This is a genomic window from Desulfofalx alkaliphila DSM 12257 (assembly GCF_000711975.1).
Lineage (GTDB): Bacteria > Bacillota > Desulfotomaculia > Desulfotomaculales > Desulfohalotomaculaceae > Desulfofalx > Desulfofalx alkaliphila.
On the sequence record NZ_JONT01000013.1, the window covers coordinates 1 to 12,080 of the forward strand.

Annotated in this window: 11 protein-coding genes, 1 pseudogene and 1 other annotated feature; all 12 genes and pseudogenes read left to right on the plus strand. The window is 45.6% G+C overall.

Features of this window, described 5'->3' with window-relative positions; translation table 11 throughout:
* Window positions 1-172: pseudogene (locus BR02_RS16100) on the plus strand (UPF0236 family transposase-like protein); the annotation flags it as partial.
* A gap of 290 nt (window positions 173-462) precedes the next feature.
* Window positions 463-704: a binding site (T-box leader), on the plus strand.
* Between the two features lie 98 nt (window positions 705-802).
* Window positions 803-2,707 (plus strand): threonine--tRNA ligase, encoded by a 1,905-nt coding sequence (gene thrS / locus BR02_RS0108235; protein ID WP_031516044.1) that lies wholly within the window; start codon window positions 803-805, stop codon window positions 2,705-2,707.
* A gap of 248 nt (window positions 2,708-2,955) precedes the next feature.
* Window positions 2,956-3,459 carry a translation initiation factor IF-3 gene (gene infC, locus BR02_RS0108240; RefSeq protein ID WP_207641003.1) on the plus strand — a complete coding sequence of 168 codons (504 nt, stop codon included), beginning with the start codon at window positions 2,956-2,958 and terminating at the stop codon, window positions 3,457-3,459.
* 18 nt (window positions 3,460-3,477) lie between these two features.
* Entirely contained in the window at window positions 3,478-3,669 is a 192-nt protein-coding gene (gene rpmI / locus BR02_RS0108245) for a 50S ribosomal protein L35 (RefSeq protein WP_031516048.1), read from the plus strand.
* A gap of 36 nt (window positions 3,670-3,705) precedes the next feature.
* Window positions 3,706-4,065 carry a 50S ribosomal protein L20 gene (rplT, locus tag BR02_RS0108250; protein WP_031516050.1) on the plus strand — a complete coding sequence of 120 codons (360 nt, stop codon included), beginning with the start codon at window positions 3,706-3,708 and terminating at the stop codon, window positions 4,063-4,065.
* Window positions 4,066-4,152: 87 nt separating this feature from the next.
* Window positions 4,153-4,944, plus strand: coding sequence for a 23S rRNA (guanosine(2251)-2'-O)-methyltransferase RlmB (gene rlmB, locus BR02_RS0108255; protein WP_031516052.1), 792 nt, complete (start codon window positions 4,153-4,155; stop codon window positions 4,942-4,944).
* Between the two features lie 92 nt (window positions 4,945-5,036).
* Entirely contained in the window at window positions 5,037-5,990 is a 954-nt protein-coding gene (locus BR02_RS0108260; RefSeq protein WP_051688223.1) for a metal ABC transporter substrate-binding protein, read from the plus strand.
* A gap of 108 nt (window positions 5,991-6,098) precedes the next feature.
* A complete protein-coding gene (locus tag BR02_RS15080) occupies window positions 6,099-6,191 on the plus strand; it encodes a YqzL family protein (RefSeq protein WP_084170990.1) in 93 nt (30 codons plus the stop codon).
* Window positions 6,192-6,386: 195 nt separating this feature from the next.
* The gene (pheS, locus tag BR02_RS0108265; RefSeq protein WP_031516056.1) at window positions 6,387-7,409 is read left to right on the plus strand and encodes a phenylalanine--tRNA ligase subunit alpha; all 1,023 of its coding nucleotides are present in this window, start codon (window positions 6,387-6,389) and stop codon (window positions 7,407-7,409) included.
* Window positions 7,410-7,434: 25 nt separating this feature from the next.
* A complete protein-coding gene (pheT, locus tag BR02_RS0108270; RefSeq protein ID WP_031516057.1) occupies window positions 7,435-9,858 on the plus strand; it encodes a phenylalanine--tRNA ligase subunit beta in 2,424 nt (807 codons plus the stop codon).
* 83 nt (window positions 9,859-9,941) lie between these two features.
* Entirely contained in the window at window positions 9,942-10,202 is a 261-nt protein-coding gene (locus tag BR02_RS0108275; protein ID WP_031516059.1) for a cell division protein ZapA, read from the plus strand.
* A 149-nt stretch (window positions 10,203-10,351) separates the two neighbouring features.
* Window positions 10,352-12,058: a DNA polymerase/3'-5' exonuclease PolX gene (gene polX / locus BR02_RS0108280; protein ID WP_031516061.1), complete on the plus strand. Its 1,707-nt coding sequence runs from the start codon at window positions 10,352-10,354 to the stop codon at window positions 12,056-12,058.
* Window positions 12,059-12,080: the final 22 nt, after the last annotated feature.

A 12,080-nucleotide genomic window follows, 5' to 3' on the forward strand; every position in this document is an offset into this window, starting at 1 on the left:
ATAAAGATATATTGTGAAGAGGACTGTGGTGGAAGTGGAACAGAAGGACATGTAAGCCATGTATTATCGGCTCGTTTAAGTAGTCGTCCTATGGGCTGGGGCCGAAAAGGTCTAAAAGCCATGGCAGAACTGCGGGCATATACCAGCAGTGGTGGAAAAGTTAAATTGGAACATTTAAAACGGCTGTGTAATAATACCTATAGTCTAGGAAAAGCTGGTACAGCCAAGATGTGCAATATTTATAAACAGACACAGGAACAATTTAAGAATGTGACGATATTAAACCGCGGGAAAGTAATACCTATGTTTCGATGTTTAAAAGGTATACAGCATGGGTCATTTAAAATCTAAAAACCAAGATGAGTGGTCGGAAAGAAATATCCTACAAAAAGTTGACACCGTCAAAGTTGACAGTGTTATGACTGTTAAATATAATAATGAATAATGCTAAATGAATCTAAATATCAGACCATGATAAGGAAAAGTAAACTGTATCCATCCATCAGAGAAAGGGTGCCCTGGCTGAAAGCACCTTTGGCACTGGTGCAGTTGAAAACCACCTTTGAGTCGCTGGCTGAAAGCAGTTATTTTAACTGCAATTAAGCTAGGCCGGTGGGCAACCGTTACCTGCCTAACCAAGTTGAGCAGATTTTTATATATCTGCTAAACAGGGTGGAACCGCGGGCAAAAACCCCGTCCCTGATATGGGACGGGGTTTATTTTTTAAACATAGACTTAGCCTGGGCATTTACCGAAACAAAAGAATTAGGATTTGCTGGGCGGCAAGGAAGGGAGAGCAACAATGATTAACGTTAGTTTAAAAGATGGTTCGGTAAGAACATATCCGCCGGGCATCACTGTGGAAGAAATAGCAAAAGACATTAGTGCCGGTTTGGCGAGGGTGGCTTTAGCCGGTAAGGTTAATGGCAAACCGGTGGACTTGAGTTATGCTGTTAATGAAGATGCCAGTCTGGAAATTATCACCTTTAACGATGAGGAGGGCCAGGATATTTACCGCCACAGCACCGGTCACGTGTTGGCAGAGGCGGTGCAGCGTTTGTACCCGGGTACTAAACTTGCCATTGGCCCGGCTATTAAAGATGGTTTTTACTATGACTTTGATTCACCCCATAAATTTACACCGGAAGATTTAGAGAAAATTGAAGCTGAGATGAAAAAAATAATTAAGGAAGATTTGCCCTTTACCCGGATTGAGTTGTCAAGGGAAGAGGCCATAAAAAAATTCACTGATTCCGGTGAAAAATACAAGGTTGAATTAATAGAGGATTTGCCCGACGATGCAGTTATTTCCTGTTACCGCCAAGGGGACTGGGTGGATTTATGTGCCGGCCCCCATGTGCCTTCCACCGGCAAGCTCAAGGCTGTTAAATTAATGAATTTAGCCGGAGCATACTGGCGGGGCAGTGAAAAGAATAAGATGCTTCAACGTATCTATGGAACTTCTTTTCCCAAAAAATCTTTACTGGATGACTATATCCACCGTTTGGAGGAAGCTAAGCGTCGCGACCACCGTAAGTTAGGCCAAGAACTGGATTTGTTTAGTATTCAGGAGGAGGGCCCCGGTTTTCCCTTTTTCCATCCCAAGGGCATGGTACTGAGAAACCAGCTGGAAGATTTTTGGCGGCAGGAGCATAAAAAGCGGGGCTATTATGAAATTCGCACCCCAATAATTTTAAACCGTTCCCTGTGGGAGCAGTCTGGCCACTGGGAGCATTATAAAGAGAACATGTATTTTACCAAAATAGATGATCATGATTTTGCGGTGAAACCAATGAACTGCCCCGGCAGCATTATGGTATATAAGACAAAGATGCACAGCTACCGGGATTTGCCCATCCGGATGGGCGAATTGGGTTTGGTACACCGCCATGAGCTTTCCGGGGTGCTGCACGGCTTAATGCGGGTACGCTGCTTCACCCAGGATGATGCCCATATATTTATGCTGCCTTCGCAGGTAAAAGAAGAAATTATGGGAGTAATAGACTTATTTGATTATTTCTATAACATATTTAAGCTTTCATATCATGTGGAGCTCTCCACTAAACCGGAGAAGGCAATGGGTTCTGACGAGATATGGGACATGGCCACCGGGGCACTTAAAGAAGCCTTGGATGATAAGGGCATAGAATATAAGATCAATGAAGGTGACGGCGCCTTCTATGGTCCTAAAATAGACTTTCACCTGGAGGACAGTATTGGGCGCACCTGGCAGTGCGGCACAATTCAGCTTGACTTCTTAATGCCCGAAAAATTTGATCTTAACTACGTGGGTGAGGACGGGCAAAAACACCGCCCGGTTATGATTCACCGGGTGGTATTCGGTAGTATCGAAAGGTTTATCGGCATTCTTACGGAACACTTTGCCGGCGCCTTTCCTGTTTGGCTGGCACCGGTGCAAGCCAAGGTGATACCCATTACCGATCGCCACGGCCAGTATGCCGCTGACCTGGCAAAGCGATTGGACAGCAAAGGAATTAGGGTAGAGCTGGATGATCGCAATGAAAAGATAAACTATAAAATTCGTGAGGCACAACATCAAAAGATACCCTATATGCTGGTGGTGGGCGATAAAGAAATGGAACAGCATAGTGTGGCCGTAAGACACCGCAGCGAAGGTGATTTAGGTGCCATGTCTGTGGATGAGTTTGAATCTAAAATATTAGAAGAAATTCAATCAAAATCATAATATTGACTCATCTGGTGCTGTATGTTATAATACCGATGTTGCGAATTGAATATATTTTTTACCAAGTAGAGGCCACCTGCTTCTCACCTTGCGACGCCCAGTTGCTGTTAGTAAGGTTTATCTATAGAATGTTTTACCGGATCGGAGAGTCTGGTTTAAAGTCGTTATTGTTAGGGTGGCAAAATGCCACCCTTATTATTTTGTTAAGATTAATTGGGAGGTGAACTTGTATCAGTAAGGATTTGCGGATTAATGAGGAGATACGTGTTAAGGAAGTTAGGCTGGTGGATGAACAAAATAATCAGCTAGGAATAATGCCAGTCCGAGACGCCTTACGTATTGCGGAGGAACGTAACTTAGACCTGGTTGAGGTGGCTCCACAGGGAAAGCCCCCGGTTTGTCGTTTAATGGATTACGGTAAACACAAGTATGAGCAAAGCAAACGGGAAAAAGAAACCAGGAAGAAGCAGCGTATTATTAATGTTAAAGAAGTGAAGATGCGTCCTAATATTGATGAGCATGATTATCAGGTTAAGTTTCGCAACGCCGTTCGTTTTTTAAAGGATGGCGATAAGGTAAAGGCAACAATTATGTTTAGAGGACGGGAAATAGTACACAACCCTAAGGGTCAGGCAATACTAGAGCGCATGGCAAATGAATTGTCAGAGCTAAGTGTTATAGAAAGGCGGCCAAAACTCGAGGGAAGAAATATGATTATGATTTTAGCACCAAAAACAGATAAACAGGACTAGGAAGGAGTGCATTGGATTATGCCTAAGATTAAAACCCACCGTGGTGCTGCCAAAAGATTTAAGCGCACAGGTAGCGGTAAAATAAAGTACTGGCATGCTTATAAAAGCCATATTTTAGGCAAGAAAACAGCAAAGCGTAAGCGCCACCTGCGCAAAGGTAGCATAGTTAGTGCTGCAGACGCCCCAAGTATTGATAGGTTAATACCATAAAAATTACAGATTGATATAGAATAGGAGGTATGTCTTATGCCACGGGCGAAAAGCAGTGTTGTATCCCGTAAGAGACATAAAAAAGTACTGAAACTGGCTAAGGGTTACCGCGGCGCAAAAAGCAAGCTGTACCGGGTAGCTAATCAGCAGTTGTTGAAATCATTAACTTATGCATATCGCGACCGCAAGGCTCGTAAACGTGAATTCCGCAAACTTTGGATTGCCCGTATTAATGCCGCTGCACGCAATAACGGAATGAATTATAGCACCTTAATCAGCGGTTTGAAGAAGGCCGGTGTGGAAGTAAATCGTAAGATGCTGGCAGATTTGGCCGTAAATGATGCCAACGCCTTCAATCAATTGGTAGAAGTGGCAAAGGGTAAGTTGAATCAATAAGCATGGGGTGGTAACCCCATGCTTTTTTTACCCAGTTCAACTGTTTCTAAAGGGTTGAAAAACCAAAGGAGTAGGTAGAATATAAATATGGAGCTAAATAAAAGCAATTGGAAAATTAAATATCTTCGCAAACTTGGCCGCCGGCAATTTCGCCTGAAGGAAAGAAAATTTATTATTGAAGGGGTACGATTTGTGGAAGAGTTGCTGGGCTCCGGTTGGCAAGTACAAAGTTTATTTTATTCAACCAAATTGTTGGAAAACAGCCGGGGTAAAAAGCTTTTGGAGCAGGCCAAGGGGAGAAAAATTGATTGTTGGCAGATTTCAGAAAATCTTTTTAAGGAGCTGGCGGATACCGAAACCCCCCAGGGTGTGCTGGCCCTGGTTGACATGCCCTGTTATGATATACAGCACATTTTAACAGCGAGTAACCCCTTATTGGTTGTGGTGGACGGGGTGCAGGATCCCGGCAACTTAGGCACCATTATTCGCAGTGCCGATGCCGCCGCTGCAACGGGGGTTATTACCCTCAAGGGCACCGTAGATTTGTATAACCCAAAGACACTGCGATCGACCATGGGCTCAATCTTTCATTTGCCCATTATCACAGAGCAGCAGCCCAACGAAACTGTAAATATATTAAAACAAAAGGGCATTAAGATTGTGGTTGGTGAGCCCCGCGGTGGTGTTGACATCAACCAAATAAATTTAACACAGCCGGTGGCCCTGGTGGTGGGTAGCGAGGCCAAGGGGGCCGGTACAGAAATTACCAAGGCCGCCGACCTCAATGCCACCATACCCATGCCCGGGAACGCAGAGTCATTAAACGTATCAGTGGCCTGTGGGGTTATGCTGTACGAAGTGGTAAGGCAGAGGCTTTAATAGTTGCTTTGTAAAAAGTTGTAATGATAGCAGGTGGCATAACATAATATTTGTGAGTAATAGTAGTAATTACTGTTTTAGGAGGCGATGCATTGTTGAGAAAGAATTACTACATTTCCCTGGTAATTGTTTTAACAGCAATGCTTTTTTTGACTGGCTGTGCCACTTCGTCAACAGCGGGGGATACTGAAGTTAATCAAGGGGAGGATAAACTTATAGTTTACACCACAATCTTTCCCCTCTACGATTTTACCCGCAATGTGGGAGGCGACCTGGTTGAGGTAATCAATTTTATACCGCTGGGTCAAGATGCCCATCATTGGGAACCCACCCCCTCTGCCCTTGCTAACTTAAAAAATGCAGATATTTTTATCTATAACGGTCTTGGCATGGAGGCCTGGCTAGACAAGTTATTGGGGAATTATCCTAACATCTTGGCAGTTGATGCCAGTGAAGGCATTGAACTGATCTCCAACTCACACCATGATGATGACCACCAGCACAGCCATGGCAAAGATGAGCCGGTCTATGATCCCCACATCTGGTTAGATCCGTTAAATGCCAAAGAGCAGGTAAAAACCATATTAAGGGTCTTGATAGAAAGGGACCCGGAGAACAAAGAGTATTACACCGCCAATGCCCAAAACTACCTTAATCAGCTTGATGACCTACATAAAGATTACCAAGAGGCGTTAGCAAATACCACACTGAAAAAGTTCGTGGTTTCACATGCTGCATTTGAATATTTGGCCCGACGCTATGGTTTAGAGCAAATTGCCATTAGGGGAGTTTTTGCTGATAGCGAACCGGGGCCGGCAACTATGAAAGAAATAGTGAACATTACTAAGGACAGCGGGCTTAAGTATATTTTCCATGAGACCATGATAAGTCCTAAGGTAAGTGAAGTAATAGCCCAGGAGGCCGGTGTTGACACCCTTTGCCTCAATCCTATCGCTTCGGTAACTGAAGATGAAATGAATGCAGGTGCCAGTTACATTGGCAAAATGAGAGAAAATTTAAGCAACTTATCAAAAGCGCTGGATTAATTGTTAAAAAAGGCACATATTATCCGGAAACTTTCTTGTATTGCATGGTGCTCTATGATATAATCAAATGCGTAAAGATTCAAAAAACTGAGGAAAGGTTGTGTTTAAATGATATTTAACGCCGAGTTTTTTTGGAGGCTGTTTGAAGCAACCGGATCCGTCAGAGCTTACATGCTATATAAAAGAATGATTGTTCATTAAGTTTTTGTTAATGTAATAGGTGGTGCCGTTTTTTCCGCCCTTGTTTTTATACATAGTATAAGCAGCAATATAAGGTAGGTACCGCGGGTTATAAATTCCGTCCCTAAATGGCGGAATTTTTTGTTTTCTGCGGTGATATGGTGTAAAATGGTTTAGTGTGGAAGTATTGTAGAATTCTCGTTTGGAGGTATTTTTATGGAAGAGAAATTAAGGAACATTGCTGCCGAGGCAAAAAGGTCTTTAGAAGAGGCAGCTACAATTGCAGAACTGAACAATTTACGGGTTAAATATTTAGGCAAAAAAGGGGAATTGACTACAGTGCTGCGGGGTATGGGCTCCCTATCGGCTGAGGAAAGACCCAAGATAGGGGCACTGGCCAACAAAATTCGTGCAGAACTGGAGTCTTTAATTAACGAACGCAATAAGCGGCTTAAGGAAGAGGAAAAAGGCCGCCGCCTGGCTTTAGAGACCATTGACGTTACGCTGCCGGGAACACCCTTTCCCATGGGTAACAAGCACCCCCTGACAAAGGTGCAGGAGGAGATTGAAAACATTTTCTTAGGAATGGGATTTGACATTGCCGAAGGGCCGGAAATAGAGTTAGATTACTATAATTTTGAAGCCTTAAACTTACCTAAAGATCACCCTGCCAGAGATATGCAGGACACCTTCTTTATTAACTCTGAGGTGCTGCTTCGCACCCACACCTCACCGGTGCAGGTGCGTACCATGGAAAAAACCACGCCCCATGTTCCGGTGAAGGTGATTTGTCCGGGCAGAGTGTATCGGCGGGACGACGATGCCACACACTCACCGATGTTTACCCAGGTGGAGGGTTTGGCCATTGACAAGCGCATCACCTTCAGTGACTTAAAGGGTATCTTGAGTTTGTTTGCCCGCCAGATGTTTGGTCCAAATACCAAAACAAGATTTCGCCCCAGTTACTTTCCCTTCACTGAGCCCAGTGCAGAGGTGGATATATCCTGCGTCATGTGTAAGGGTAAGGGCTGCCGTGTGTGCAGCCATACAGGATGGTTAGAGATACTGGGTTCCGGTATGGTTCACCCAAAGGTGCTGGAGATGTCCGGTTATAATCCCGAAGAGGTAACAGGTTATGCCTTTGGCATGGGCATTGAGCGCATAGCTATGCTTAAGTACGGCATTGATGATCTTAGACTCTTTTACGATAATGACTTACGCTTTTTAGCGCAGTTTTAATTAAACTGTCAGGAGGTATAAAAACATGCAGGTTTCATATAAATGGTTGCAAGAATATGTAGACCTTAACATTTCCCCCCGAGAACTGGCTGACCGCTTAACAATGGCAGGGGTTGCGGTGGAAAATGTTAATTACCTTGGCGAGGGCATTAGCAATGTTGTCACCGGCCAAATTGTAAAAATTGATCCTCACCCCAACGCGGACAAGCTAATTATTTGCCAGGTTACCACCGACGGTGAAAACCGCATTCAAATTGTCACCGGGGCCACAAATGTCAGTGAAGGTGATAAAGTACCGGTGGCCAAAGAAGGGGCCAAACTACCGGGTGGTATAGTGATTAAAAAGTCTAAATTGCGGGGTGAAGAGTCCAGGGGAATGCTTTGTTCCGGACAGGAATTAGCCATTGACAGCAAGCTGATGCCCCCTGAGCAGCAAAGCGGTATTATGCTGTTGCCGGAGGACGCTCCGTTAAATGTGGATATAGTTGAATACTTAGGTTTGGATGACCACATCCTTGAACTGGATCTTACACCTAACCGGGGCGATTGCCTATCAATGATAGGTGTGGCCAGGGAAGTGGCAGCCCTATTGGGTGTAGAAGTGCGTATGCCCCAGTGCAATCCCACAGAGGGTGAGGCAGATGTATCTGGCTTAGCGAAAATAGATATTGAGGATGCGGACCTGTGCCGCCGTTATGTTGCCAGGGTGGTGCAGAATGTTAAAATCGGCCCCTCTCCCCAGTGGATGCAGCAGCGCCTGCGCGCCGCCGGAGTCAGGCCCATAAATAACATCGTTGACGTTACAAACTATGTAATGATGGAATTGGGCCAACCCCTACACGCCTTTGATTACGATAAACTGGCTGACCGTCATATCATAGTGCGCCGGGCCAAGGCAGATGAAAAGATTGTTTCCCTGGACGGATTTGAGCGCAAACTAAATGAAAACATGTTAGCCATCTGCGACCCCAAGGGGCCTGTGGCCGTAGCCGGTGTAATGGGCGGTTTGGACAGTGAAGTGACTGATAACACAACCAATGTTTTAATTGAGTCTGCATACTTTAACCCGGTCAGTGTGCGCCGGACCTCTAAGGCCTTGGCACTGCGCTCTGAGTCGTCTGCCAGGTTTGAAAAGGGAATAGATATTGGCGGCTGTGTTAGGGCTGCCCATCGGGCTGCCTATTTGATGCAGCAGTTGGCCGGCGGCAGTGTGGCCCGGGGAGTAATTGATAATTACCCTAACCCGCTGGTGGAAAAAACGGTGGTGCTGCGGCCGGCCCGGGTGGAGTATTTGCTTGGCGTAGCCGTGCCCAAGGAAGATATAATTTCTATTTTAAACAGCCTGCAGTTTAAGGTTCAGGATCAGGGTGAAGAACTGTTGGTGACAGTGCCTTCCTTCCGCCCGGATGTTAGTATAGAGGTGGATTTAATAGAAGAGGTGGCCCGGATGTATGGCTACAACCAGGTGCCCGACACCTCCATTTATGGCATTACCACCCAAGGTAAGCGCACCGAGAGTCAGCGTCTGGTAAATAAAATAAAAAATGTGCTGGTGGGATGCGGCTTAACCGAAGTGGTGACATACGGTTTTGTTAGCCCTAAGGTATATGACATGATGAACTTGCCGGAAGACAGTGTGTTTAGAAATGCCTTGGTATTGCAAAATCCCCTCAGTGAAGAGCAGTCGATCATGCGCACCGTTCCGGTGCCAAGTTTGCTGGAAGTATTACAGAGAAACCACAACCGGCAAATACATAGCGGGGCAATATTTGAAATCGGTAAGGTGTACTATCCCGTGGAAGGTCAAGACTTACCCGATGAAAGGGCTACTTTGGCCATGGCCTTTTCAGGCAGCACCGTGGAATCATGGAACAAGCCGGCGGTAGCCATGGACTTTTACTATGCCAAAGGTGTGCTGGAAGTGTTGTTTAACAAAATAGGTATAAAAGATGTGAGATATGTGCCCTTTGGCGGTGCACCCAGCTTCCATCCCGGACGGGTGGCGGCCGTAGAGGTGAATGGCAAAATGATTGGTGTGCTGGGTGAACTACATCCCAATGTACTGGAAAGCTACCAATTGCCCCACCGGGCGGTGGCTTGTAAATTTGACATACAGGATCTGATGGACGCAGAAAGACAGCAGCCAAAATTCCAGTCACTGCCTAAATTCCCAGCGGTGGAACGTGATTTGGCATTAATAGTAAAACAATCTGTGCCCGTTCAGCAGATGATTGATGTCATAAATAAAGCCGCCGGTAAGATTATGAAGAGTGTAAAGGTATTTGACGTCTATGTTGGCTCACAGGTGGCGGAAGGTTACAAAAGTGTAGCTTTTTCATTGTTATTCCAGGCATCCGACCGCACCCTGACCGATCAAGAGGTTTCATCGCAAATTAAAAAGATATCTAAAGCCCTTAATGCAGAGTTTGATGCCCAATTGCGTTCTTAACTCAGCCATTTACCCGGTGAACAAAGCAGGAATTTGCTATAATTTGCCGAAGATAAGAATTAAAACCACTAGGAGGGGCTATGATGGCTGTTAAGGAAACCCGGGTAGAGGTGGAAATAAACGGGGAGTACTACAAGCTGAAGGGCGAGGAATCCCCAGAGCACATGATAATGGTGTCTCAACATGTAGATAGAGTGATTAAGCAGGTTATCGCACGTAATCCAAAGCTTCCTTATACAAGTGCAGCGGTGTTGGCAGCGGTAAACATAGCCAGCGAACTCACTAAGCTGCAGCAGGATTACGATAATCTGGTGAGGATGATGGATACCGACAGTAAAGATTAGTTTTATTTACGGTATAGACACTCATGAAGGAATTATACAGCTTCTTCATGAGTGTTTCTTTTGACTGGGTAAGTTGTCTATTTATAGGAAAAACTATCACTGTGCCCCACCGGTATGGTCGGTTACTAAGATTTTTAGGAGCGTTGACAATGCAAAATGTAGAAGTGTCATGGATATTTCATGAAATAGCAGATTTGCTGGAGATAAAGGGCGGAGACTTTTTCAAAATAAGGGCATATCGCAATGCCGCCAAAACCATTTATAGGCTGGAACAGCCACTGGACCAACTGGTCCGGTCGGGAGAGATAAATAAACTGCCCGGTATCGGTAAGGCTATTGCTGCCAAAATAGAAGAAATAATAAAAACAGGGACTTGTAAAACCCACCAAGAGCTACTGGAAGAAATTCCCCGGGGTGTGTTGGAAATTACTTCCCTGCCCGGCATTGGCCCCAAAAAGGCGCGGTTATTATTCAAGAAACTGGGTGTCCTTTCATTGGACCAGCTGGAGCAAGCAGCCAAAGACCGGCAGGTGCGTAAGGTGCCCGGAATGAGCTCGAAAACTGAATTGGAAATACTGCGGAATATTAAAGCCATTAGGTCATCCGGAGAAAAAACGGTACTGGGGCTGGCCCGGGAAATAGGTGCAGAGCTTAGAAAATATTTATTATCTCTGCCGGGAGTTAAAAGAGTTGAGATTGGCGGCAGTACCCGCCGGTGGAGAGAGGCGGTGTCTGATTTAGACCTGGTGGTGGCAGCAGAGCAGGCTTCATTGGTAATTGCTGCCATGCTAAAGCATCCTCGGGTTACAGAGGTTCTGGATCAAAGCGAACGTAGTATAAAGGTGTTAACTTGGTGGGGTGTGCCCGTTGAGCTGTCAGTTGTTCCGCCCCACCGGTTTGTACTTGCCTGGCACCGGAATAGCGGCAGTAAAAACCACTATAGGCAGCTGCAAAAACTAGCCAAAGAAAAGGGAATAGAATTGAGTCATGGCGGGTTATCGGTTGACGGTAAACCCGTGGAGGTCAAGGATGAGGCGGATATATACAGGGCGCTGGGTATGCAATATATCCCTCCGGAAATAAGGGAGGACAGGGGAGAAATAGAGGCGGCCAAAACAGGAACTTTACCTAAATTGGTGGAAATAGATGACATTAAAGGTGATTTACATAGTCACACCACCTGGAGTGACGCTTCGGCATCACTGGAAGAAATGGTGGCCGCCGCCAAGAACAGGGGTTATGAATACTTAGCTGTTACTGATCACTCCGGCTCCCTTAAAATTGCCAACGGGCTGGATGAAAAGCGGCTGGCAGAACAGTGTAAAGTTATAGAACGGCTTAACCGGCAGGAAGAGGATTTTACCATCCTCACCGGGGTGGAATGTGATATTTTATCTGACGGCAGACTTGACCACCCCGACCGTGTGCTGGAAGAATTGGATGTTGTGGTGGCTTCGGTGCACAGAAACTTTAAAATGGATAAAAAGGCAATGACCGATAGAATCATTGCGGCCATAGAGCACGAACACGTGGATATCATCGGTCATGTTACCGGCAGGCTGCTGGGGCGGCGCAGTGGCTATGAGGTAGATATGGAGAAGGTATTGGAGGCCGCCGCTAAGTACAATACCGTGTTAGAAATTAATTCCTCCCCGGAACGCCTGGATTTAAATGAAGATAACGCGGCCCTTGCCAGGGATTTAGGTGTAAAGATAGCAATAAATACCGATGCCCACGATACGGGCAGGTTAGAGGACATTATATATGGTGTGGCGGTGGCCAGAAGGGCATGGCTGGGACCGGAGGATGTTGTAAATACTTTAGAGGTGGATGAACTTTTAAAAACCTTAAGATAACTTATTGAAACGGTTATGGGTG

Excerpts from the sequence above, each read along its gene's own strand:
- rlmB (WP_031516052.1), top strand. The coding sequence starts at position 4,153 with ATGGAGCTAAATAAAAGCAATTGGAAAATTAAATATCTTCGCAAACTT.
- BR02_RS15080 (WP_084170990.1), top strand. The coding sequence starts at position 6,099 with ATGATATTTAACGCCGAGTTTTTTTGGAGGCTGTTTGAAGCAACCGGA.
- polX (WP_031516061.1), top strand. The coding sequence starts at position 10,352 with ATGCAAAATGTAGAAGTGTCATGGATATTTCATGAAATAGCAGATTTG.
- pheT (WP_031516057.1), top strand. The coding sequence starts at position 7,435 with ATGCAGGTTTCATATAAATGGTTGCAAGAATATGTAGACCTTAACATT.
- rpmI (WP_031516048.1), top strand. The coding sequence starts at position 3,478 with ATGCCTAAGATTAAAACCCACCGTGGTGCTGCCAAAAGATTTAAGCGC.
- BR02_RS0108275 (WP_031516059.1), top strand. The coding sequence starts at position 9,942 with ATGGCTGTTAAGGAAACCCGGGTAGAGGTGGAAATAAACGGGGAGTAC.
- rplT (WP_031516050.1), top strand. The coding sequence starts at position 3,706 with ATGCCACGGGCGAAAAGCAGTGTTGTATCCCGTAAGAGACATAAAAAA.
- thrS (WP_031516044.1), top strand. The coding sequence starts at position 803 with ATGATTAACGTTAGTTTAAAAGATGGTTCGGTAAGAACATATCCGCCG.
- pheS (WP_031516056.1), top strand. The coding sequence starts at position 6,387 with ATGGAAGAGAAATTAAGGAACATTGCTGCCGAGGCAAAAAGGTCTTTA.